We start from the raw sequence: 1974 nt of genomic DNA, 5'->3' as shown, positions 1-1974 counted from the left end.
TCGCCCCGGAGCCGGAGCCCCCGGCGCCGGCCCCGCGCGTTGAGCCGAAGCGCGATCCGGATTTCGAGCCGCTGGAATCGCTTGAGGAAGAAATGGCGAAACTGCTCGGCCGCCCGTTGAACAAGTGAGCGGCGCGCCGCGCCCGAGATAGGCCTAGCCCAAGAAAAAAGCCGCGCCCGGAAACAGGCGCGGCTTTTTGGCGTGAACGAAAGCGGCGGTCTTCAGTCGTCGCGATAGACGCGCTCGCGCCGCTCGTGGCGTTCCTGGGCTTCGATCGACAGCGTTGCGATCGGCCGGGCGTCGAGCCGCTTCAGCGAGATCTGATCACCGGTTTCCTCGCAATAGCCGTAAGTGCCGTCGTCAAGGCGGCCGATGGCGGAGTCGATCTTGGAGATCAGCTTGCGCTGGCGGTCGCGGGCGCGCAGCTCGATCGCGCGGTCGGTTTCCGACGAGGCGCGGTCGGCGATATCAGCGTGATTTTCGCTTTCGGCCTGGAGCGCGGCGAGGGTCTCGCGCGCTTCCTGCAGGATTTCATCTTTCCAGTTCAATAACTTGCGCCGGAAATATTCCCTTTGCCGCTCGTTCATGAAGGGTTCGTCTTCGGACGGGCGGTAAGTGTCCGTTTCATTGGCCGGGGCCATTAGTCCAAGTCTCCCGAACGAAATTCGCGGCCTATATATATCGCGTTGCGCAACTCCACAATGGCGGCGTGAAATTCCCGAAAAATAAGGTGGTCCGGGGCGTCGGGGCGCGGCGGCGGCCTTTATCGGGTCCGGATCGAGTCGAGTCAGAGATCGAGGACGCGCGGCGCGGAGGTCGCGTCGCGGCCGAACGATTCCAGCCGCATGGCCGAGCAGGCGCCGGCAGCGATCGCGATGGAGAGGCGGCACGGCGGCAGGTCGTCGCCGCGGCATAGGCTGGCGGTCCAACTGGCGTCGGCGCCAGGATCGGGCAGAGCCAGATCCTTCGCGCGCGCCGCATGGACGGAGGGCAGGGCGGATTTTTCCGACGACTCGCGCGCCAGGAGGCGAAAAAGCGACGCGAGAAACGGATCGCCCGATCCGATCAATCCCCTGGCGCCGAACCATCCTGATTTCTTCATCTTCCCCTCCAGTTCGACGTGCGGCGGTTTGTGTAAATTTTTCAGTATGTATGGTTAATTTACGGTTATAAGTGTTAATCATGTGCAATGAAATGTAAAGTTTTCAATCGTCAATCCCTGCGCTTTTCGCTAAGATTTTATCGCCGCTGTGGATGTTTACTGTATGTTCCAGGCTTGAAACCATTGGCTGTCCAGCGGGGTGGCCAGAGGCGCCGAATGCGTGGAAACAGTGGGGCGGAATGACTGGCGAAGGACAGGCGGGATGAGCGCGAGTTTCGAGCAGAATGCGGATTTTCTCGCTCTGGCCGCGCGCGAGGCGCGCGAGGAGGCGCGGCGATTGCTCGCCCGCCTTGAGATCGTCATCGCCGGCGTCTCCGCCAAGGACCCGGCCGCCGGGCTCGATCTGCGTCGCTCCGCGGTCGAATTTCTGGCGGCGGCGGGCGACGGCCAGGCGCGGCGTCCGGACGCTTTTCTGTCGGTCGTCGGCCGGGGCGGGGGCGAAAAATCCGGGGAAATCGAGCCGACCATGATCGAGATCCTCGAAAGCGAGGCCGGCGGCATGCATGTCGACGCCGTTTTCGAATTGCTCACCGAAATGGGCTTCGAAATTACAAAAGGCAATCTATCTGTAAAATTACACCGTATGCTCAAGGCGGGGCGGCTGGTCTCGACGGCGCGCGGCTATTACGCGCTCTCGACCATGGAGCGCGCGCGCCGTCAGGCGGGTTGAGGCGGCGATGGACGTCCCGTGGTTTTTCATTCTCCTTTGCGGTTTGGCGCTGCTGTCCGCCGGCCTGCGCATCGCGCGGCAATATGAGCGCGGCGTCGTGCTGCGGTTTGGCCGCTATGTCGCGACGCGCGGACCGGGCCTG

General features: G+C 63.0%; 3 protein-coding genes. 1 reads left to right on the top strand and 2 read right to left on the bottom strand.

The annotated features are described in order from the left end of the window. Window positions 1-221: 221 nt before the first annotated feature. Together dksA and ACE3S9_RS19040 are read right to left on the bottom strand one after the other, a co-directional pair. Window positions 222-641: an RNA polymerase-binding protein DksA gene (gene dksA, locus ACE3S9_RS19045; protein WP_374548050.1), complete on the bottom strand. Its 420-nt coding sequence runs from the start codon at window positions 639-641 to the stop codon at window positions 222-224. 146 nt (window positions 642-787) lie between these two features. Further along, window positions 788-1102, bottom strand: a complete 315-nt coding sequence (locus ACE3S9_RS19040; RefSeq protein WP_374548049.1) for a hypothetical protein — start codon at window positions 1100-1102, stop codon at window positions 788-790. 262 nt (window positions 1103-1364) lie between these two features. Here ACE3S9_RS19040 and ACE3S9_RS19035 point away from each other — a divergent pair, with 262 nt between their 5' ends. After that, the gene (locus ACE3S9_RS19035; protein ID WP_374548048.1) at window positions 1365-1832 is read left to right on the top strand and encodes a hypothetical protein; all 468 of its coding nucleotides are present in this window, start codon (window positions 1365-1367) and stop codon (window positions 1830-1832) included. The last annotated feature ends 142 nt before the right edge of the window (window positions 1833-1974 follow it).

Origin of the sequence: Rhodoblastus sp., assembly GCF_041915505.1 — a bacterium.
Classification (GTDB): Bacteria; Pseudomonadota; Alphaproteobacteria; order Rhizobiales; family Beijerinckiaceae; genus Rhodoblastus.
This window is presented reverse-complemented; position numbering and strand designations above follow the sequence as displayed.

What these genes read in the sequence shown, in the direction of transcription:
- dksA (WP_374548050.1), bottom strand. Translation starts at nt 641, where the DNA reads ATGGCCCCGGCCAATGAAACGGACACTTACCGCCCGTCCGAAGACGAA.
- ACE3S9_RS19040 (WP_374548049.1), bottom strand. Translation starts at nt 1,102, where the DNA reads ATGAAGAAATCAGGATGGTTCGGCGCCAGGGGATTGATCGGATCGGGC.
- ACE3S9_RS19035 (WP_374548048.1), top strand. Translation starts at nt 1,365, where the DNA reads ATGAGCGCGAGTTTCGAGCAGAATGCGGATTTTCTCGCTCTGGCCGCG.